The organism is Mesobacillus sp. S13 (assembly GCF_020422885.1).
In the GTDB taxonomy this organism is placed as follows: Bacteria; Bacillota; Bacilli; order Bacillales; family Cytobacillaceae; genus Mesobacillus; species Mesobacillus selenatarsenatis_A.
The window spans coordinates 4,488,657-4,510,412 of the sequence record NZ_CP084622.1; the positions used below are offsets into that span (position 1 = coordinate 4,488,657).

The following is a 21,756-nucleotide window of genomic DNA, read 5'->3' on the forward strand; positions in this document are numbered from 1 at the left end:
TCGTGCCTTTTGCTTGGGGGACCCGGGACGGGCCCACGTCCCATCAATCTACTGAATCCATGCTCCATCTGCTCCTAGTTTGTATCCGCCTATGGTTGTGTTGTAGGCCATGGCTCCGCTGCTGTAGAGGTAGTACCATTTGCTGCCGCTTTTGATCCAGCCAGTTTTCATGGCTCCACTGTTCTCGAGGTAATACCACTTTGTTCCAGACTTTACCCAGCCGGTTTTCATGGCTCCACTATTCTCAAGGTAGTACCACTTGCCTCCTGACTTGAGCCAGCCGGTCTTCATGACACCACTGCCCTCAAGGGAGTACCACTTGCCTCCTGACTTGAGCCAGCCTGTTTTCATCGCTCCGCTGCTTTCAAGGTAGTACCATTTCCCTCCGTCTTTCAGCCAGCCAGTTTTCATCGCTCCACTGCTCTCAAGGTAGTACCACTTTGTTCCAAACTTGACCCAGCCGGTCTTCATTGCTCCACTTTCTACAAGGAAGTACCACTTGCCTCCTGATAAAATCCAACCGGTCTTCATGACACCATTGCCATCGAGATAGTACCATTTGGATCCATCCTGCAGCCAGCCTGTTTTCTTGATTCCCGTACCAGGATCATAGTAGAACCAGTATCCATTCTCTTTCAACCAGCCTGATTTTATGACAGTGATTTCCCGCTCAACCTTAGCTGTGTTGCCTGATGAATCTGTACTGATATAGGTCAGCGTATAGCTTCCTGCCACGGATGTATTTACAGTGCCGTTAACGATCATTGAACTTGTTATATCCCCATCAGCGTTGTCTGTTGCTTTAACACCATATAGAGGATCGAAAGCATCCCCTAATTTTACCGTTTGGTCCGCAGCTCCAGAAATCACGGGTGCCTCCTGGTCAATAATACTTCCGGAACCATCCACTGTTATCGATACATTATCCAAGAAAACAGTTGTTGCAGCATTTCCGTCTTGGATGTTACCGAGCTCAAAGACTATTTTTCCATCGTTGAAGGTATCTTCGGTCATTTCAAATGAATAGGTAAAGGTTTGCATTTCGTTTGTTAAATCAAATGTTTGTGTTGGCGCATATGGAATGAACCAAGGATCTTCTGTCAGTTCTTTTCCGATGTTCACATTGACTTTACGAGCGTCGTTTGCTCGTGCATCAAACGTTACGTTATAGGTTTTTCCTTTTTCAAAAGTAATTCCCTTCTGAAAAATTTGTGGTGAGTACGAAGCGCCGCCTACCTTCGTAATATCGACCTTTAATTCTCCGTTTTCTACATCAGCTGAGCCTTCTGCCACTCCGCTCCATTGGTCACCCCACCATGAGAACCAGCCATCCATGGCTGTATCAAAAGTACCGTTGTCTAGCTCTGGCGTTGGCGCAGGCTGTTGTGGTGTGATTGATACATTATCCAGAAAAACAGTTGTGGCAGCATTTCCGTCTTGAATGTTGCCTAGCTCAAAGACTATTTTTCCATCGTTAAAGGTTTCTTCGGTCATTTCAAATGAATAGGTAAAGGTTTGCATTTCGTTTGTTAAATCAAATGTTTGCGTTGGTGCATATGGAATGAACCAAGGATCTTCTGTCAGTTCTTTTCCGATGTTCACATTGACTTTACGAGCGTCATTAGCTCGTGCATCAAAGGTTACGTTATAGGTTTTTCCTTTTTCAAAAGTAATTCCCTTCTGAAAAATTTGTGGTGAGTACGAAGCGCCGCCTACCTTCGTAATGTCCACCTTTAATTCTCCATTTTCTACTGCAGCCGATCCTTCAGCTACACCGCTCCATTGGTCACCCCACCAAGATGTCCAATGATCCATTGCTGTATCAAACGTGCCGTTGTCTAGCTCTGGTGTAGGTTCTGGAGTTGTAGGTTCTTCTGGTTGTGATGCACCTGCTGTGATAATTTTAACATTATCAATAAAAATATCATGTGCACCTGAACCGTATTTACCCATTTGGAACTTCAAGCTTAGTGTGTCATTTGCTGTCATTTCAACGTCATAGGTAAAGCTTTTCATTTCATTCGTTAATTCAGTAACTTCAGAGAGATATCTCTTGTACTCTGCATTTTCCAAGGAGACAACGATTGGTCGGTCCGTTGTTGATCTTGCATCAAAAGAGACAGTATATTTTTGTCCCTGGCCAAATTTCAAGCCTTTTTGCTCAAGAAGAACGCCCCACTCTTCTCCACCAGGATTTGTAATCGCTGCTTTCGCTTCACCGTTTGCTTCTGTTATTTGTGCCTGTGCATCAAAGTGGATGTATTGTGACCAAGGTTCTAGTCCATTGCTGAAATCACCATTGACTAACGATGGTATCACCATATTCCCTGATAGATTCAGCAGCTTAACATCATCAATATAGACATCTGCACTATTTCCACCTAAGTTGAATACTAACTGACCTTGGGTGTCTGTCACTCCACCAGGCATTGTGAACTCAATCGTATTCTTGTTCATTTCTTCAGATAAGTTGACACTATTTGTTGAGTAAACGACTGTTCCATCCTTGCTTAAGAAATCTACTTGAATATCTCTTGGTTGATCTGCTCTTGCATTGAAGGTCAATTCGTACTGTTTACCTTCGAGTAAATTCATACCCTTTTGCGTTAACTGGATAGCAGTTGAGCTGCTTCCTCCATCAGCAATGGCGGCCTTGAATTCCCTGGTTGCTTCACTAACATTCCCTGTGGCTGAACCGTCATTTTGATTAAAATTCCAAAAAGTCATGCGGTCCAATGTTCCTTGGTCGAACGTACCATTATAAACATGGTTGCCATTTAACAGAGGTTCCTTAGCAGAATAATCCTGTTGGACTCCTGTAATATCTTCCACTCTAACATTCCCAATCCAAATTGGATTGTTCCCGTTGGCTCCCATATTGAACTCTAATCTTGCCGCCAAGTCCGTGTCTTGAATCATATCAAAGGAGAATTCATATGATTGGACTTCACTTGTTAAATCAATGATTTCTTCATTTGAATACTTTGCCCAGCCTCGGTCAGCACCACCTGATACTTTCACCATCATATTCCGGTTACCAGTGGACTTGGCATCAAAGCTAACTTTGTACTTGCCGCCACTTGCAATTGACATTAGTTGAATCTTTTGCAGCGACCATAGCGCATTTCCTGGATTTTTAACCTCTACCTTGGCAAATGCCTCTCCATTAATGGTGTCAGTTGTTATCCCTCCGTCGCCACCAAAGCTTGGCAGATGCAAAAAGTTCCAGTATAGGGGATTCATAGATTGTGTTTCAGCTGAAATATCTGTAAAACCCTCAATATAATCATTGTCATAAATAAGATTGCCATCTGCTTGCGGCATCTTTGCATCTGCTGGCAATTCTACTTTCTCAACAGATGGTTCAACCGGTGTTTTATAGTCTCTTCCTGTCAATTCGTAAACACGCACATAATCTACTTCCATTTTTCCAGGAAAAGTAGTTGTCGCATCTGGATCGCCACCATACCAGCCGCCAACTGCAAGGTTCAAAACTAGATAGAATTCTTGATCAAATGGGGCAGGGAAAGAGTACTTTTCGGCATTGTCTTTATCTTTGCTATACCAGTTATTCGAAGTCTGATAGAGATTTCCGTCAACATACCAGCGAATCTCGCCTGGTTCCCATTCTATTGAATATGTATGGAAATCTGTATTAGATTCTCCCTCAGGGAACTGGTATGCTTCTGCTGTATGAACATTGTTAGGAGCTACTTGACCGAAGTGAAGGGCTCCTCCAACTTCTTTTGCATTTTTGCCTGCTGCTTCCATGATGTCAATTTCACCTGAAGCTGCCCAGCCGCCATACACATCATTCTCAGGTAACATCCAAAATGCCGGCCAGTATCCTTGGCCACTTGGAAGCTTCATTCTGGCTTCGAACTTCCCGTACTTTTTGCTGAACAATCCCTTTGTTTTGAGCTTAGCAGAAGTATAATCATATGAGCCATACTCATCCGTAGTTTCTTCTTTCTTGGCTTCAATTACTAGATTCCCATCTTGAATATAGGAATTTTCAGGGGAGTCGGTATAATACTCTAGTTCGTTATTTCCCCATCCTCGAGCCACTCCATTTCCATCACCATCGACAATCCAGTTTCCGATATCATATGACCACTTTGATTTATCAATCTCAGTACCATCAAACTCATCCGACCAAAAAAGTGTCCAATCTGAATCATTTGTTGAATTTGTCGCTGCTTCCGGTTTGATCGTAGGGGTAATTGCAAGACCTAAACTTTGAAATGCTAAAAGAATCGTTAATAGAGTAATAAATGGCCTATTCAAACTTTTTCCTCCTTCGTTATTAACCCTTTTGCTAGTACGGTGCCTTTTGGCCCTATGCTGACTTCCTCCTTTTCCCAAGCAAGAAAATAAAAGAGTTCTAAAACAATATCTACTAATCAAGTGAATTAGTTGAAAGTTGTTTTAATTAATCTAAGGATGTCAGCGCATTTATTTTCTCATTATGGGATTATTTATCAGTACCACTCTTAATTTTATCCTTTTTCGATATGATTCTTTAGGTTCTGATTTTTGTAAACGGTTTCACTATTTTGGGGAAAAAACGCGGAGGGCGGTTCTGAGACGCAGGGACGGTTCTGACGTCTCAACAACTGCTGTCCAGCTAAAATATTCGTCACATCCTGAAGGCTTTCAACATAGACAAGTTCCAAGTCATCGATTTCAATTCTCGGTATCGTTGAATCAAAAGGCAGGATTAGCCACTTTAACATCAGCTTCCTGGCCACCAAAATAGCAGCAATCATCCCCTTTACAGGATGAACCGTCCCATCAAGAGATAACGCACCGATAAAACCAGCATCCATCGGAATGGAATCCTGTATAAAACCACCACTCTTAAGAATGCCAATCGCAATCTCAAGATCAAACAAATGCCCATTCTTCTTCTGCTCAGCTGGCGATGATCACCTTCTTATCAATCAGTGGAAAACCGAGAGTGTGCAACGCCGCCGTCACCCTCTCCTTCAACTCCTTCACTGAAGCATCAGGTAACCTGACAATCACAATTGACTCTAACCCTGCCTTCACCTGCACCTCTACATCAACACGATAACCCTCAAGACCTTCCAAACCGATACTTGCACCCTATACAGACATAGAGATACCTCCAGACGTCTCATATATCAAATCATTTGTAGGGATAAAAGCAAAATGAAAGAAGAAAACTCGCAGAAATCAATAAATATGAAACGGGAGAAATAGTTTATTTATGGAGAAAGAGTCATAGAAAAAGGTGAGATGAAAGGCAGAAGAATAACTCACAAAAGTAGAATAACATTCATCAAATCTATCATAAGCCAAACAATAAAAATAAGCACAAGACTTAGGAATCAATATCAATAAAATAAGCAAGAAACTCCAGACCAACAAACACTATTCCCACTTCCGAGTGAGACGCGAGAACAGTCCCTGTGTCTACCGAGACGGCCGATGCATGATGGATGGTATGGAGGAAAAATCATTGAGAAGCGGAGCAAGCAGCTGATAGAGGCTTTCGAAAGAGAAGGCAGACTGGCTAACCTTGCTGCCGGAAGAGGAAATGATTGAGGAGTCCAAGATGGCAAAATTATAAACAGTTTATTTAAAATTAGTTGGCTCTATGACTATATACGATAAGAAAGAGTGGAAAAGGTAATTAATAAGAGCGTACAATAAGTAAAGAAAAGAATTGATATATTTTAGTTGGAGGCTAATATAACGTGACATATACAGTAGTTGATCTACTCGCTGGGATAGGTGGCATGAGCAGAGGCTTTATAGAAGCGGGATGTAGAGTGAATTGGGCAATAGACATTGATAAAGATGCATGTGAAGTATTTAAGTATAATCACCCTAATATTATTATGAATCAAGGTGACATAAGAAACACTGAAATCACAATAATCCCTGATTGTGATATTTTAACTTCTGGATTACCTGTACAACCGTTTTCTAATAATAAAAATACAGAACGTCCCTTTAACAGTATAGATAACTATATCATTACCAAGGTATTAACGGCTAAACAACCTGCAGTTGTATTATTTGAAACTGTAAAAAATTTACTAACGATTAATAATGGTCAATATTTAACTTGGATAATAGAAGAACTAAAAAATCAAGGTTATTATATAACCTATAAGATAATGAATGCAAAAGATTATGCAAACTTACCTTATAACAAAGAAAGGTTATACATTGTTGGTTTTAGGGAAAAATTGTCTTTTGATAAGTTTACGTTTCCAAAGGGTATACCATTAGAACAATCTTTATTTGATACAATTAACGTTAGGGAAAAAAAGGAAGATTCCTATTATTATTGGAAAGATAGTAATAAATATGATTTTCTCCATGAAATAATTACAGAAGAAGATTCAATTTATCAGATAAGAGGTTTTGATAAAAGAAATAAAAATTATATATCATACAAGAATATTTGTCCCTCACTCACCTATAGGTTTAGAGATAATTTTATCCTTGATGATTATGGAATTAGAAATTTAACTATCCAAGAATATATTGATATCACTGGGTTAAAGAAATTCAAGTTACCCAATTATATCGGAAAGCAGAAAGGCTATAGATTAGTAAGCAATGCAAGTATTACTCCATTAATAAGAAGAATAGCTAATCACATATGTTTTGCGCTTAGCCATGATGGCATATCTGATGAAATTACTCCTATTCACTCCCACACCCACGGAGAATCCGAAGTATTTTTAAAAGAAAATACAACTGATAATTTTGTTGATAATCAAGCACAAAACATTAATGGTAAGGAAAAAAAGAAAAAACTTAATGACGGTTTGAAAGATCTTATGCAAAATGTGGAAAATGCACGAAATAATATTGATAAGGGAAAAGCGTTAGAAGTACTAATAAAAAAATTTTTTGAACAAGTTGAAGGCTTTAAAGTAAATACAAATAAAAGAACTCTAACTGAAGAAATAGATATACAGATTAGAAATGAATCAAATAGTGAATTTTGGCGTAAGGAGACAATCCTATTTATTGGTGAGTGTAAGAACTGGAGTAAAAAGGCAGGGAAAAATGAGCTAGTGATATTTAAAAATAAAATTGAAAATCGAAGAGGTAGGGTTGGTGTAGGTTTCTTTATTTCTTGGAATGGCTTTTCTACTACTTTTACTAATGAAGGATTAAGAAGTTCAAAAGAGAATTTAGTCATTATTCCGATTGATGGTAATCAAATTAAAGAAGCTATAGACAGTAAAAATATAGAGGAATTCATAAAAGGGTGGTACACAGAAGCAGTCATGTCTTAATTTAGCTTCTTCAAATGTTACAGTGCACTTTAAATTGTTTAAACCACAAAAAGTACCCTTCAGGACATAGGGACGGTGCTGACGTCTCAAAGAGGAATGAGAGACATAGAACCGTTCTTGTTGTACAAATGTTAAGATAGTCTTTACTTTCCAGTTAAAAAGAGAACCTTCCCTATACTCCACCCTGCCCTATGCACTATATCCTAGGATATGCCCAAAATTCTCGCAGTCTGTTGGAGGGTAATGCCATCTATCTCTTTGACTTTTATGAGATAATGGTCCCTCTGCAACCCGGCCAGGCTTTTCACCTGGGCAATGCAAATCCCCGCCGAGCAGTTGTTTGGTTTCTTGCCGTGCCTGTTTATTTCCCTATCATAGTTTCAATAAAAGACTTCCAGCAACATAAATATTCGCATCACACATCCATAAACGAAAACAAAATTAGTAGGTATTCAGAATAGAATTCTAATAACATAAAAAAAACCAGATCAGAACCCTAGTTGACCTGGTTTTAAATTATAAATATAATACCCATGATGTACCAAGTATCAGGTCAAATACACCCATTTATTACCGAATAACCCGATCATTTGCCAACAATTTGACTTCCGAAGAGACGCAAGAACTGTCTCTATGTCTCCCGATGTTATGTTTACACAACCCTCTTACCTTTTCGTGCAAATCTTCTAGTTGTCTACTTTTCAAATAAGTTCCAAACATCTTTTAACTAACTGGAACATCTTGTTCTTGTTGTCCCATACATAAACCCAAGTAGATTGCTTCATCAATCTCATTCATTTTACTTGCAGATAAACTTCCCATATGTTTAACTCTACTATCAAAGAAGATTTCTTTTTTTATAGTATATGGCTGAGAGCATTCTATGTATGAGGTCTCTGGAAGATCGGTAGTTCCCTGTTCAATTTCCACGACATGGTCAAGTTCGCTTCCTTCATCATTTGAGGTTATAAGTAATACAACAGTTGTCGAATATTCATCGAAATATTCACCACTTTGTAGAACTACAACATATTTTAACTTTCCATTAGGGTATCTCCCATCAAATGTGTAAGGAAACATTATTCTATAAATTTCTCCACGATGTAATTCTCGAACTTCTCTAGGCATTCACATTTTACTCCATTGTTGAGATTTGATCAGCATATAAAAGATTAGCATTTTCACTTAATTCTTCTAAGTATCTTTTACTAGGTTTACTACCTTGTGGTTTCTTTCTTTTGGCTGCTCGTTTTTTTAACTCATCAAGTCTAGATTTAGCTTTATCAGGAGCAAGTGCCATATCTTTTTCCTCCTCATTACACATGCAATCACCTCTTAACATATAGTTAAACAGGTTTAAGTTGTGTAGTATATACAAAAATTATAACAATAAAATACAATTTATCAAGGAAAATAGGTATATTTTTCTATTTAATGTCATATTTAGAAGAACTACTATAATAATTCGACTAAAAGATCGCTAATCCTATTTTTTTTTTTTATAATTCACTAAACCTGTTGAAAAGTATTTACCCACTTCACTGAATTGAAAACCACATTTTTGTGGATATAAGATTATTATTCAATAAAAAATATAAGCTTTGAACACGGAATAACCCCCAATAATATCACAATTCTAATGCTAGCCATCTCGTTGTATAGTATTGTCAACTTCCTGTTTTAAGTTTTTCGAATTCAAATCATCTGCACCAAAATTTATTTCTCGATTCAACTGGATTATTAACCATTAATTTCCGAACATTTATAAATAAAAACTTTTTTTGCCTCCCGAATGCGATACTAGAACCGTACCTGTGTCCAGATTAAACTCAACTTCTTCAACTACAGAATAGGATTAAAAGTCCATCCTAGTTCACCTCAAAAGGAATATTTCCTAAAGAATGAATAAATCTCATATATTTCTCTGTAGCTCCTTCATTATTTTTTGCATTAAATTCGCTTAACATTGCTTTTTTATTTGAATTATTAACTACTCCTTCATCCAATTCTATTAACTCATCTGATGGGTAAAGGCTGCACGACTGTTTAATTAAACCTAGAGACTCTAGCTTAACTGACGAGATTTGAATATCTTGAGATAGTATATAGGGATCATTAAGAATTTCATCATGTATTAACTGCCTCTTGTTTCTAATCTCTTCCCATACTATTTCGGCTTCATCCGTTGGCAGTACAACCTGGTCTCTCATCGGTATATATGTATAATAGAGTAATAATCTACAATCATGTTCATTTAACTCTTTTACTATCCTTAGTGTATCTGCAACTCTATCAGTTTTGGACTTATCCTTGTCCTGCCCATAATATACTGTTAAAAGTTGTATGATTTTCTTTAACAAAGCAGTCTTTTCTTTTATACCAGATTCTATCAAATCCTCTAACAAATTTAACTCTTCTGATGATATATTTGTTAAATCTGTATATCTTGAAAGTTGAGTAACCCCTTGTCTTTGCATCTCTATTTCAATTTCCTTTACATACTCTCCTATACTTGCAAGTCTAGCATTTAATAGTTCTTCATTATTTAAATTAGAAATAGTCATAATAGAACCAGAAAAAGCTGCTACACCAAAATTTAATACTGCTTGCATTGGTGTGCTTAGTCCTGTCATTGCCATCATCGAGTTTATTATTCCGGGTAGTGTATTTAAAGTGACCTTACCCATTATTCTCAATTCGTCCTTGATATTTTCATTACTTTCTTTATTCATCGACATTTCTGCTCTCCCCCATCACAATGTTATACTATTAACCTGCTTCTACTTCCCTCTCCCAACAACATTACTCCCTTGATCCTCTTCCTCCTCACCCCTAACCACCGGCACATACCGATACCCATACTCCCTCTCAATTCTCTTAACCAAATACATAAACCCTTCCCCATAGTGCGGGTTATTGGTTGTTCTTCTTTCTTCTATGTATGGATGTACTAGATAATAGAGTCGGACTACTGTTGGGCCTGATGCGCTTTTGAAGATCCAGAGTGGCAGGTATTTCTTTTTGACCATCATGCCCCAGAAGTGGAAGAAGGAGCAGACTTCTGCTGCTGCTTTTGGATCAACTGGCTCGCCATTTCTTTCGGCTTCGTAGATTTTCTGTCGGGTTGCTGTCATTTCTGGTGTATCGACTTGCTGGAAGTATTATCTTATTGCTTCAAAATTGGCTACTTTTGAGGCTGATATGCTCATCAATATACCGGAGATTCCTGAAGCTATGGCGGCCAGCCCTACCATTAACTCTACCTTTTTTGGGATGGCCGCTATGTCAGTTCTAAAGTAATAAATGCTCAGTAAGATGCTTAACGATAATAATGTGTAACTTATAATTTTCTTTCTCATGCTTCACCTCAAAAAAATAGTTATTACTATTGTATAACTCTGGTAAATTAAAGTTAATAGATTTATGTAAAAAGGAGGAGAAAAATGAAGAATATTGTAATTTTTGGTTCGGGCGGCCATAGTAAAGTCATCATAGATATAGTAGAAGAGATGGGCATTTACAAGATAGTCGGTTTAATTGATGGTTCTAAAGAGGTGGGTGCAGAGGTCTTAGGCTATAAAGTTATAGGTGACTTAAATGTTTTAAAAGATTTTGATGAAGACATTTATGGAGGAATAGTGGCCGTAGGGGAATTGGAGGAGATACCAAACTGTTCAAAGTATCAAGAATATGAGGGATAGTTTTAATTTCACTAATGCAATTCATCCGTCAGCTGTTATTGGCAAAAATGTAACTATAGGTGATGGTACCTTAGTAATGGCAAATGCCGTAATTAATCCTGACACTATAGTTGGCAGCCACTGTATCATAAATACCAAATCATCAGTTGATCATGATTGCCGGATTGGTGACTATGTAACCGTTTCTCCGGGAGCTACTACCTTTCAATCGGTGAACATAGTGTAGTAGGCGCTGGGTCTACGGTTCTTAAGAATATAGATGCCTACACTGTAGCATATGATTCACCAACAAAGGAAATTAGGAAAAGAGTGCCTGGGGATAAATATCTTTAATAATTAAGAGTTACACTGCTAGTTTACATTTAAATTGAATTTACTTATAAGTTTCCACTGAGATTTAGGGAGGTTCCTCTCGTTAAAAATATCATTACTGATAATTTTAAACACCAGAGCCCTCCCTTTGTTTCTTAGAAACACGGAATAAATCCCCATGCAAAATCAAGAAAAAACACAGATCGGCACATATCTCACTTCGACATCCTAATAAGACGTGAGAACCGTCCCCATTTAACATAACACACCAATTCAATCATCTTTCTTAGGCAAATTAATAAAAATCATTTTTCTAGCAAGCAGCATTTTCAATGTATACATCGCTTGGCCATAAACATTTTCATTTTTTATGAATTCTTCTATAATTTTCTTTCTTCTTTGAACGGCTATGAGTTTATCGACTTCGAGTTCTTTGTCTTTTGCCGGTAAATCTTTTATAGTTTCTTCAAATACTCCGGATATCTCAATCGATGCTGTTACGCCAATTTCAAAATAATTTCTTTCTAAGAAGAAATCACAGAATTCTATGTCACGAATATTCAACGTAGTCAAATAAGCTGTTGATACGCCTAACTCTTCCATTAATCCTTTTTCCAGGCCAAGTCGCAGTGAAACGACATTATCATTACGATCATAGTCAGTTAAGGATACACCTTCCATGATTGAAGAATTATACTTGAGATAATTCTCAGAGTAGGCTGCATTTACTGACCTTCTGCTGAAAATGATACTTTCTCCTTGTGCCGATTCCATGAAAATGAATGCATTGATTCCCAGTGAAGTAGTGAAAGCATTATACTTTCTCAATTCATCGACGGTCTTAACCTTGGAAATAGGATGGTTTCTCTCTTTCAATTCATTATAAATCGAACGAAATACTCTATGGGTAAAATAATCGGTTTTAAATAGATCTAATTTTACGCATGGATTCTCGTGTTCATCTGAACTTTTACGTGAAACAAAGTTATAGACGCCTAGCTTGGAACGATTAAACTTACATCCTTCAGACATGGTAACGAAATGGCTGGCTACTATATATCGGTGTTTCTCGATCAACTCAACTAAATCAGAAATTTCTGTTCGTTGTGCCAAGTCTTGAAAATCGTCCTTGCCATTAAAAGAATGATTTGTATACACTTCAAAACCCGGATCATTTTCTTTCACTTTTGAAAGAAGTTCTGAAGGGAAACTAATATATAATTCTTTATCCGTTAGTTTAGTCTCAATTGCTGATTTTTCAAAACAAGGGTTTGCGCTACTTAATGTAAGGATATTAAGTTCCTCTAATTCAGTCGTCTGCTTAAGTCTTCTTTGAACCAATTTTCTTCTTCTAAACTCTTTTATGTATATATATAACTTGTTAAAAACTGCTCCAACTCCGATTAACAATAGATCCCAAATTGGCCCCAAATAATCTTTTATGTACGTTAAAACTCCCAAAACAAGCCTCCTGATAAATAAGAGGAAGTTACTAATAGCTCTCCCCCTAGCATACTTCCATCTCTCTCTTGATATTTATGTACAACAAAAAAGGAGAACTGCATAATGCAAGTTCTCCTTTGTAAATTACTATTTCTTCTTATAATACTCCACATACCAATCCGCAAACTTCTGCAATCCTTCTTCAATTGAAGTCTCAGGCTTAAACCCAACCGCCTGCTGCAGTCGATCTGTTGATGCATAAGTTGCTGGTACATCTCCTAGTTTGATTGGTTCAAAGACTTTCTCAAACTGAACTTCTCTTCCCAGTGAATTGCTTAATGCCTTCTCCAATGTTTCAATAAAGGTCATCAACTTCTCCGGACTGTTATTACCGATGTTATAAACCTTATGTGGCACAGTATCCGTTGGAGGATTGGTGATCAACCTCTCAATTCCCACCACAATATCATCAATATAGGTAAAGTCACGGTAAAGGTCGTTTTCAAAATCACCGTTATTGAAAATCTTTATTGGCTCTCCAGCAAAGTATTTATCTGTAAAGCCAAAGTAAGCCATATCAGGTCTTCCCATTGGTCCGTATACAGTGAAGAAACGCAAACCCGTTGCTGGGATCTTATATAGATGGCTATAAGTATGTGCCATCAATTCATTAGACTTTTTAGTTGACGCATAAAGCGAAACGGGATTGTCCACAAAGTCAGTCTCTTCAAAAGGAACCTTCTTATTTGCACCATATACAGAGCTGGAGGAAGCATAGACTAAATGATCAACTGGATTGTGTCTGCATGCCTCAAGGATGTTGTAAAAACCAATAACATTACTCTGGATATACACATCTGGATTTTCAATCGAATACCTTACTCCGGCTTGAGCAGCTAGGTTTACTACAACATTAGGCTTGTACTCTTCAAAGGTCTTCATTATCATATCCTTGTCAGAAATGTCACCTTTAATAAAAGTAAAATTCTCATAAGGTTCCAAATTCCCTAAACGAGTATGTTTGAGGTTTACATCATAGTAGTCATTGACGTTATCAATACCAACCACTTGGCAGCCCTGTTCTAGTAGTTTTCTAGATAAGTAGTATCCAATAAAACCTGCTGCTCCGGTAATTAAATATGTTTTACTAGGATCAAGAGTTTTGTAATTCAAGATTCTTCGACTCCTTGACAGCTGTTCTAATTGCAGGTTTTCTTCCTATTGAGTGATACTCTACTCCTGCTTCTTGCATTTCCTCTACACGATAAATGTTTCTACCATCATATACTAATGGCGTTCTCATTAACTTCTTATAAGTTTCAGGTGTTAATGCTTTCACTTCTCCCCATTCAGTAAAGATAAAGCAGACATTCGCATCTTCTAATGCATGCTCAATATTTGCAACATACGTGATACTACCTTTTCCGCTTTTACCTTCTGGATGAACTTTAGCAAAATTCTCTGCTCCCACAGGATCATAAGCATAGATATCTGCACCTTGTTCTAATAATAAAGGCACATTCTCAAGAGATGCTGCCTCTCTTAAATCATCCGTTCCAGGCTTAAAAGTTAATCCTAATACCGCAACCTTAAGACCGTTAAATGTAATGAGTCTTTTACTAGCTTTCTTATAAAGAATTGTTTTTTGTTCTTTGTTTACATCTATAGCCGCTTTAACCGTTTTGAGTTCATAACCGTTCTGTTTAGCAATATACTCAAGTGCTTTTGTATCCTTAGGGAAGCATGATCCACCAAAGCCAATCCCGGCATTTAAGAACTTACTTCCAATACGCTCATCAAAGCTCATTCCCTTAGCTACATCCTGAATATCCGCTCCAACCAATTCACAAAGATTAGCTATGTCGTTCATATACGAGATTTTTAATGCAAGGAAGTCATTGGATGCATATTTTATCATTTCTGCCGATCTTCTATTTACTGAAACAATCGGTAAATGAAACGGTTCATAGATTTTCGTTAATAATTCCTCAGCCCACTTACTTTCTGTCCCAATAATGATTCGTTCAGCATGAAGAGTATCATGAACTGCAGATCCTTGCGCTAGGAATTCAGGGTTTGATGCTACTTCAACTTTCACATCTTTGACTAAAAAGTCCTGAATAAACTGTTCCACTTTATCATTCGTTCCAACTGGAACTGTCGATTTAACTACTACTAGACAATCTTTTTCTACAGATTCAGCAATTTGTCTAGCAACTGTAGCAATGTATGATAAATTTGCAGAACCATCAGGTTGCTCAGGGGTCCCAACACCAATAAAAATTGCATCAGCATCTTTGTATGCTGATTTGAAATCCGTTGTATATTCAATTCTTCCAGCAGAATAATTTTTTTTCATCAACTCTTCTAAGCCTGTTTCATAAATTGGAGAAACTCCAGATTTCATTAATTCTACTTTTTGTTCATCTATATCGACACAGGTTACTTGATGACCCACTTCAGCAAAACACACACCTGCGACTAAGCCGACGTAACCAGTTCCTGCTACTACTATTTTGTACATAGATACACTTCCTTTACCTTGTATTTATATTAATATCATTAAAAGTCTGTTATAAATAGCAAAATGTGCCTGCCATAAACTTGCTCGGTTTAGCGTATTAACGCTGAAAGTATGACACCTGTATCTTTAAACCTCTTTCATCTCTTTCTTGATTTTATAAGACAGTAAATACATTAGTAAACATACTATCATCTCTGTAATAACTGTGCTCACAGCAGCCCCTACTACTCCAATTACATTTAGTAAAATAATATTCAGAGCGATATTTACAAGTGCTCCTCCACCTTGTATATATACTTTATAAGATACCATTTTTTCACTAGCAAATATTACACCTAATGAATTCGAAACAAGCCTAAATGGGATAGATAGTATAAGTACATTTAGCAACATTATAGAGTTAGTAAATTCCATACCATATAATAAAATTATCAAAAATTCACTAATATAATACAGTGCTACCATTATAACTATACCTAGTAACAAGACATATAGCGTTAGCCGATTTCTTAAAAAATTTATCTTTTTAAAATCTTTATTTGCTATCCATATGTTTACTTTTGGCAATAGATATATTTGGAATAAAACGCTCGGAAAGACAAAAATCAATGAAATTATTGTAAATGCCGCATTATATATGCCTGTAGAAATTGCACCTAAGAAAATGGTAATCATAATAATATCTACCTGATAATACAGCATATATAAAGTACCTTGTATTCCATATGGCCATGCAAACTTTAAGACTGTTTTTATTTTCGGTAATTCTGGATCAGAACCTTTATAAGATACATCATTTACATCTACATTAAATTTTTTAATAGCAGTTAAACTATACAATAGTACAAAGAATGCCAGCATTCCGTATGACACTACAAATAAATCAAAACTAGAATCTAAAATAAGTAGCGTTAATGTAGAAATCATAAGGATAGAATTCTTTATCATTATATAATATGAAAGTTTTTTGTATTTGTTAGAAAGTTGGAAACTAGCAATTACTATTGACCCTAACCCTTGAAAGAATAAAAGTGGGAGAAGGGCAATTGATATACTTAGTGAATGTGCTCCTAAAGAAAAGTAGGGTATCAGAAAATAGAATGGTAAAGATATCCCCGTCAATAAAAGAATACTTAGCAATGTAGGTCTTATCCATCTACTTGCATTACGCTTCTCTACTGCAAACCTTCTCAACCAAAAATTACCCAAACCAAACCCAATAATTGACGAGGTAATATTAATTAGAATGATATAAAAGGAGATTGTTCCATAATTTTCTTGAGTTAGTAATCTAGCAAGTAATACTTGTGCTATAAAGGCAAAAAATGATGATAAACCCTTTGATGAAAATAAATAAAATACTGTTTTAATATGCTTTAGTAACATTCTGTTTTCACTACCTTCTTAGTGTAAAAGGAAAATTAATTAGACTACATTTTTTTATACAAATCTAAATATATATCCTACGTGTTTATGGTTTGTTTCAGATACAATGCTTTCTTTTCTATAGACGAATACATTTCTACTATTTATTAGTAAGCTCAACTCTTATGACAGATTTAGAAAGCCTTTTTTAAAACCATTGAAATAATTATTTGCAGCCAACTTAGCAAACCTGATCCGATAATTCCTAGAATATTAAATAGGCGTCGCTTGTATGCGACGCACCATAAAAGTAAGATAATGTAATTTTGCCAAAATCAGAATGTTTTGATACTATAGTAATCAACCTTATTATTAAAGCTGTTTTTTCATATAATAACTAATTCACCGTTTTTAGTTAATGCCAAAGTAATAATTTATTATAAGGCACTAACATATTAGTTTAAATACTTTTTTCTAATTTCTTTAGTTCTTTAATCATAATATTCTTGAATTTATCGGGTCTAACTATATTTGGAACTTTATTTACATTAAGAATAGCCTCAAAATTTTCAATGTTATAATCTATATCATTTACATTATATCTATAATCATGATTTATAGTATTTAGGAATTCAGTACACTTAGCATGGTATTCAACTAGCATAAATGGTTTTTCTAATGCATATGCTAGGATTCCAGAGTGTAATCTAACACCAAATACCAAATCACAATTATTCATTTCTTCTATCATGTGTTTAGTGTTATTTGTGTAATTAACAATTCTTGTTTTAACTTTTTCACAAAAATAATCATTAAATTGCTTTGTTATTTCTAAATCTCCATATTTGGGGTTACCATTAAAAACTATAAAAACTAGTTCTTCTATGTTTCTGTGTTTATCTAAAACATTATCCAAGAAAGATTTTATAGACTCCTCTCTTTTATGTTCGTCTTTTATATCTCCGCCTTTGATGCTTTCATACCGACATAAACTTATAGCTAATTTAATTTTATCGGTATCGGAACGTTTCCTATGTTTTGTCAAATCAGGATAAACTTCCTTAATTAAGATTGCGTTATCAAAACAGAAGCTTAATCTTTCGTCAATTTGCATTTCTTCCCCAATTTTTTCCGAACTATAATCTCGCACGGAAACAAATTTAAATTTATTAAGTAAGTCCCTTGTTTGATTAAATTCATTACTATTTTTAAACGGGCCTAGTGAAGTGCCAATTGTACCAGTCTTATTTGATAAATAAGGGATTTTTCTTAGATAATACTTTAAATCTTTAAAACTCGTTCCTCCGCCAGTAAATAATGACCCACCAAAATAAATGATCCTTCTAGAAAAAATACAAACTATTAATTCTATAATTCTTCTTAGTAATCCGTTTTTTATTTCTACCTTTATAGTCTTATTTGAAACATCAGGTAAACTATGTCCAATAAAAACTGGTTTTCTATTTTTCCATATATTATTACATATCCATTCAGCAGTTACTGTAAAAATATCATCACCAAGGTTTTTGAATCCATAATACCCTTTAAAGTATATTTTTTTCATGCCCTACTCCTTTAACTTATAACTATTTTTATACTGACCTCTTGCACTTAAAAGGATGACCTTTTATCATAATTAAACTAGTCGGATTTATGACTTTTAGAAGTGTTAATGTGAAGGTTTAAACCTGTTAAGTTTTGTAACAATAGGCTTTATATAAAACAATACATTAATCTTTCCTTTCTTTAATAAAAATAAAGGGATTTTTCTTAATAAAGAAAGCTCTCTATATGATGTTTTATATATTTCGTAAAAATAGGAATCGGTTTGTATTTCCTTTAAAGTATCTAAAAATTCTTTTTCTTTCCCTGTAATATCTGTTGGAGAATACATAATAATTCCACTTATATTTTTTAAAACTCTTCTGTTTAATAATTTCATATAATTTTCAGTATCCAATTCCCATTTAGACAAATATTCACGCCTTATTTTGTCTATCGTTTTAAAACCTTGATAAACATTTGGCTGAAATTTTTTAGTCATACTTGTACTTGAAATTCTATAATTGTATAAAACTTCATCAATGTACTTAATTCTTTTAGCATTTGTTAAAGGTTCTAGTGTATATAAAACATCGTCACCCATTAAAATAGAAGGATAGTGGCGGACTATATCATTATTAAAGCATTCTTTTTTTATTGCTTTTATCCACAAATGATTAAGGCTAGCATCTTGAGTGAATTTTTCATATAATATTTTCTTTTTTCTTCCTTCGAAGATAGTCCCATCTTCAAATACCTTTTCACTTGTGGAAACAACCCCGCTTGAATTAAAGTAATCTGCTCTAAAAATAAAAATATCTGCTTCATATTGATATGTGTGTTCTTTTATTTTCTCTAATGCGAATTCTTTCAATTTATCATCTGCATCTAAAAACAGGATATATTCTCCTAGTGCATTATCCACTCCATTGATCCTGGCGTGAAAAGAACCTGCATTTTTTTGATGAATTACCCTAATTCTAGGATCCATAGAAGCGTACCTATCAGCAATATTGCCACAAGCATCTGTTGAACCATCATTTACAATGATTAACTGAAAATCTCTTTCAGTTTGATTTAAAACTGATTCAATACAATCCCCAATATATCTCTCCGAATTATACATCGGAACCACTATGCTAAACAGCATTGTATCACTCCTCTAAACTCTTTGACACGTAAGAAAAAGTACATCTATGCATTAAAAACAGTTAAATACCCCATTAAAATAGAGGTAATAGGTTAATAAATAATTATTTTTAATTCTCATAATGCAAGATTCTCGTAACACTTAATATAATAATTTTAAAGGCTCGTATAACGAGTAAGTGCCAAAAACTAAAAATAGTATAATACTTATAGCAATACAAATCATTATCCATATGAACTTAAAGCGGGTGTCCATTTTAATAGAAGGATAAAATAGTATTATAGGTATTAAAAACCAGGCATATCCAGCCAATCTATCTGAAAAACCAATAAAACCAAATAGTGCATAGATAGTCGCAAATGATATATAAGCTTTTAATATCCACTCAAAAAGAGTATCATTTTTCAGGTAACGTTTGTAAACCAATAATCCCCAAATAATCCATACTGCTGTGAACATAAGAAAATCTATGCGATTAACCGCACCGTAAAGAGAAATAAAAGATTCAGATGAATATTTTACAACTGCGTCCTCCAATCCCCCACCAAATAGAACTGCTACATTTGTCATTATCTTCTGGTTAATACCTGTAATCATTAATAAAGCACTAATTCCAAAAACAATGCATAAAAATTTCAATGAAATATTTAACTTCTTAATGACAAATAGAAGAACACCAATAATAGCTGATACATGGAACAAAAGTGAAATGCCTAAAAATACAAGAGCTTTTTTGTAATGATTTTTCGCCAAGTAAACTATTACAAGAAGTAACAAAGTTATTGCAAAACCCTGACGCAGTACATTTGATAAAAAATTATAAAAGTAAAATAAACTTAAATAGCCAAACAAGATCAAAGGTACAAACTCAGGTGAAATAATTTTCTTTAGAGCAACAATAATAATTACTAGTATTATAAGAACTGTAATAGTCATAAAAAAATATTTGGATGTGCTGATTTGAGATAATACCCATTGATAAGTTACAAATCCCGGTTCCCATCTCACGTATGCAAAAGCTTCAGGCAATGATAATAGCTTATTTGTTTCATATATACCTAGATATCTAACCATATCGATTCTTAAAGGCATAACTAAAGCAACTATTACTAGGAGACAAACAATCAGAAATGTCGTAAAACAGGAAAAAAATTTATTGGCTTTTGAATTTTTCAGCTTCAATTGACTAATAATGACTAAAAAAGCAATTAAAAAATAGTAAAACAATTTAATCAATCCTTATTTTGTTTTTGGCTAACAAACCAAATATTATTCTCAAAGTATTAACTTTCCTGTTTCTGAAATCTATAAGTAATTTCCAGTAATATTTAGAAATATCCATTATAAGGATTTTTGTCCTGCCATTATAAAATCAAATTCATTAGAACTAAAATTTATTTAAAGGCACATGTTACTTTTCAGACAAAGCATATATATCTTATTTGCGAATATTTTCTTTGACTAATAGTAATGGTCCTTCCCAAATATTTAGCTACACTAAATGTTAGTATTACTAGATATCACTTCATATACTTACTTAATTTTCTTGGGTAACTGAAATTCCTTACCTAAAATATAGTCAAAATCATCAGGCACATATCCTTTATACCCACTACCGTTATAAAAGGTGAGTTCTCCAAAGTAAATTTCACCGTCTATATTATATAGGTCAACTCTGACATGTGGGAAATCAGATGAAAGGGCTTTTGCAATTTCTAACATCCTATCAAAATTTTTAGGTTTTTTTATATCTTTTTCTAATGCTGGAATGTCTACTCTTTTATAAGGGAGTTTTCTAAAGGAAGTATCGAATATACCTAACTTTAACCCACCACTTAGGAACCTTTCCACAATTACATATAAAGAAAAAGGTTTTCCATTAAAGCAAAAAAACTTATAATCGACCAAATCATTATTTTGGTCCTTCTCTAATAGCTTTTCGCAAATAATTTTTGGTTTAATTTCATGATACGCCCATTCTCTCCCAACCTTACCTTCCCACGCATTCAACCATTGATTCAATTTTTCCTTTGTAGCTTCAATGTCTAATTTTGATTTATCTTCACAAATTATATTAGTATGACTTCCATTTGTAGTCTTTAAAACAAATTGATCGGGTAATTTATCAAATGCTATATCCTCTGCTCTATCATAAACGCCGTATAATGGAACTAATATATCGCTATATCCTTTTGATGCTACGTAATCTCTTACATCATATTTATCAGAACATTTCACCATTAACTGCTTTCGATAATATAGTTTATACCATTGAATTTTTTCAGTAAATCTTACCGGCTTTTTGATGTTTAATGATCTGCCAGTGCTTATTCCATATTGAAGTTTAATCATTAATTTATCCGGAAGAAAATCAAGAATTTTTAAAAGCTTCAGCCTGAATTTTCGGCTCGGAATTAATTTTTTATAATCCAT

At 34.9% G+C, this 21,756-nt stretch carries 16 protein-coding genes and 1 pseudogene; 3 read left to right on the top strand and 14 right to left on the bottom strand.

The genetic code is table 11. The annotated features are described in order from the left end of the window. Nucleotides 1-48: 48 nt before the first annotated feature. The gene (locus LGO15_RS22665; RefSeq protein ID WP_318999810.1) at nucleotides 49-4,287 is read right to left on the bottom strand and encodes a carbohydrate binding domain-containing protein; all 4,239 of its coding nucleotides are present in this window, start codon (nucleotides 4,285-4,287) and stop codon (nucleotides 49-51) included. Nucleotides 4,288-4,499: 212 nt separating this feature from the next. After that, nucleotides 4,500-5,058 (bottom strand): annotated as a pseudogene (locus LGO15_RS22670) (magnesium chelatase domain-containing protein). A 665-nt stretch (nucleotides 5,059-5,723) separates the two neighbouring features. Here LGO15_RS22670 and LGO15_RS22675 point away from each other — a divergent pair. Continuing rightward, nucleotides 5,724-7,286 carry a DNA cytosine methyltransferase gene (locus tag LGO15_RS22675; protein ID WP_226086124.1) on the top strand — a complete coding sequence of 521 codons (1,563 nt, stop codon included), beginning with the start codon at nucleotides 5,724-5,726 and terminating at the stop codon, nucleotides 7,284-7,286. A 723-nt stretch (nucleotides 7,287-8,009) separates the two neighbouring features. Here the strand turns inward: LGO15_RS22675 and LGO15_RS22680 are convergent. The 4 genes from LGO15_RS22680 to LGO15_RS22695 all read right to left on the bottom strand — a co-directional run bounded on the left by LGO15_RS22680 (nucleotide 8,010) and on the right by LGO15_RS22695 (nucleotide 10,420). Beyond that, nucleotides 8,010-8,414 (bottom strand): type II toxin-antitoxin system PemK/MazF family toxin, encoded by a 405-nt coding sequence (locus tag LGO15_RS22680; RefSeq protein WP_226086125.1) that lies wholly within the window; start codon nucleotides 8,412-8,414, stop codon nucleotides 8,010-8,012. 7 nt (nucleotides 8,415-8,421) lie between these two features. Continuing rightward, complete coding sequence (locus tag LGO15_RS22685) at nucleotides 8,422-8,586, bottom strand: hypothetical protein (protein WP_226086126.1); 165 nt, start codon at nucleotides 8,584-8,586, stop codon at nucleotides 8,422-8,424. A 568-nt stretch (nucleotides 8,587-9,154) separates the two neighbouring features. Continuing rightward, the gene (locus LGO15_RS22690; RefSeq protein WP_226086127.1) at nucleotides 9,155-10,024 is read right to left on the bottom strand and encodes a hypothetical protein; all 870 of its coding nucleotides are present in this window, start codon (nucleotides 10,022-10,024) and stop codon (nucleotides 9,155-9,157) included. A gap of 42 nt (nucleotides 10,025-10,066) precedes the next feature. Beyond that, nucleotides 10,067-10,420 (bottom strand): DUF4760 domain-containing protein, encoded by a 354-nt coding sequence (locus LGO15_RS22695; RefSeq protein WP_226086128.1) that lies wholly within the window; start codon nucleotides 10,418-10,420, stop codon nucleotides 10,067-10,069. Nucleotides 10,421-10,729: 309 nt separating this feature from the next. Here LGO15_RS22695 and LGO15_RS22700 point away from each other — a divergent pair, with 309 nt between their 5' ends. Then, nucleotides 10,730-10,987: a PglD-related sugar-binding protein gene (locus tag LGO15_RS22700; RefSeq protein WP_226086129.1), complete on the top strand. Its 258-nt coding sequence runs from the start codon at nucleotides 10,730-10,732 to the stop codon at nucleotides 10,985-10,987. Nucleotides 10,988-11,063: 76 nt separating this feature from the next. Continuing rightward, nucleotides 11,064-11,213 (top strand): LbetaH domain-containing protein, encoded by a 150-nt coding sequence (locus LGO15_RS24305; RefSeq protein WP_318999811.1) that lies wholly within the window; start codon nucleotides 11,064-11,066, stop codon nucleotides 11,211-11,213. A gap of 359 nt (nucleotides 11,214-11,572) precedes the next feature. On the opposite strand, the gene LGO15_RS22710 is transcribed toward LGO15_RS24305, so the two are convergent. The 8 genes from LGO15_RS22710 to LGO15_RS22745 form a co-directional block, all read right to left on the bottom strand. Then, nucleotides 11,573-12,760 carry a hypothetical protein gene (locus tag LGO15_RS22710; RefSeq protein ID WP_226086131.1) on the bottom strand — a complete coding sequence of 396 codons (1,188 nt, stop codon included), beginning with the start codon at nucleotides 12,758-12,760 and terminating at the stop codon, nucleotides 11,573-11,575. A gap of 129 nt (nucleotides 12,761-12,889) precedes the next feature. Further along, entirely contained in the window at nucleotides 12,890-13,915 is a 1,026-nt protein-coding gene (locus LGO15_RS22715) for an SDR family NAD(P)-dependent oxidoreductase (RefSeq protein WP_226086132.1), read from the bottom strand. After that, the gene (locus LGO15_RS22720; RefSeq protein WP_226086133.1) at nucleotides 13,896-15,266 is read right to left on the bottom strand and encodes a UDP-glucose dehydrogenase family protein; all 1,371 of its coding nucleotides are present in this window, start codon (nucleotides 15,264-15,266) and stop codon (nucleotides 13,896-13,898) included. Before LGO15_RS22720 ends, LGO15_RS22715 begins: the two co-directional genes overlap by 20 nt. Nucleotides 15,267-15,392: 126 nt before the next feature. Beyond that, nucleotides 15,393-16,652, bottom strand: coding sequence for a flippase (locus LGO15_RS22725; protein WP_226086134.1), 1,260 nt, complete (start codon nucleotides 16,650-16,652; stop codon nucleotides 15,393-15,395). 439 nt (nucleotides 16,653-17,091) lie between these two features. Then, entirely contained in the window at nucleotides 17,092-18,195 is a 1,104-nt protein-coding gene (locus LGO15_RS22730) for a polysaccharide pyruvyl transferase family protein (RefSeq protein ID WP_226086135.1), read from the bottom strand. Between the two features lie 105 nt (nucleotides 18,196-18,300). Then, on the bottom strand, nucleotides 18,301-19,323 hold the full coding sequence (locus LGO15_RS22735) for a glycosyltransferase family 2 protein (RefSeq protein WP_226086136.1): 1,023 nt from the start codon (nucleotides 19,321-19,323) through the stop codon (nucleotides 18,301-18,303). 141 nt (nucleotides 19,324-19,464) lie between these two features. Continuing rightward, nucleotides 19,465-20,550, bottom strand: coding sequence for an EpsG family protein (locus LGO15_RS22740; RefSeq protein WP_226086137.1), 1,086 nt, complete (start codon nucleotides 20,548-20,550; stop codon nucleotides 19,465-19,467). A gap of 306 nt (nucleotides 20,551-20,856) precedes the next feature. Continuing rightward, a complete protein-coding gene (locus LGO15_RS22745) occupies nucleotides 20,857-21,756 on the bottom strand; it encodes an ATP-grasp fold amidoligase family protein (protein WP_226086138.1) in 900 nt (299 codons plus the stop codon).